Here is a 382-nt window from a genome sequence, read left to right on the forward strand (position 1 = left end):
CCCGCCGTATCCACGCCGCCCGCCGCCCCACGCTCGCGGCCTGGGCGGCGAACCTGCTCCGGCGCTCCCGGCCCGACGAGGCGGAGCGGTTCCTGGAGCTGGGGAGGGCGCTGCGCGAGGCGCAGGCCACCCTGGATCCGGACGGCCTCAGGGAGTTGTCGGCCCAGCGGCGGCGTATCGTCTCCGAGTTGTCCCGGCAGGCGGCGGGGCTGACCCGGGAGGCGGGGCAGCCGTTGTCGGACACGGTGCAGCGGGACGTCGAGACGACCCTGCGCGCCGTGCTCGCCGATCCTGAGGCGGCGGACCTGTGGGCGACGGGCCGGGTGGAGAGCGCGCTGACGCCGCCTTCGGGGCTGGCCGCGCCCGTGGCCGCCGCGAAGGG

Annotated in this window: 1 pseudogene; it reads left to right on the plus strand. The window is 78.0% G+C overall.

Annotated elements, in window-relative coordinates:
• Nucleotides 1–382, plus strand: a pseudogene (locus B9S61_RS11955) (hypothetical protein); the annotation flags it as partial.

It is taken from the genome of Streptomyces sp. SM1 (assembly GCF_002910825.1).
Taxonomy (GTDB): domain Bacteria; phylum Actinomycetota; class Actinomycetes; order Streptomycetales; family Streptomycetaceae; genus Streptomyces; species Streptomyces okerensis.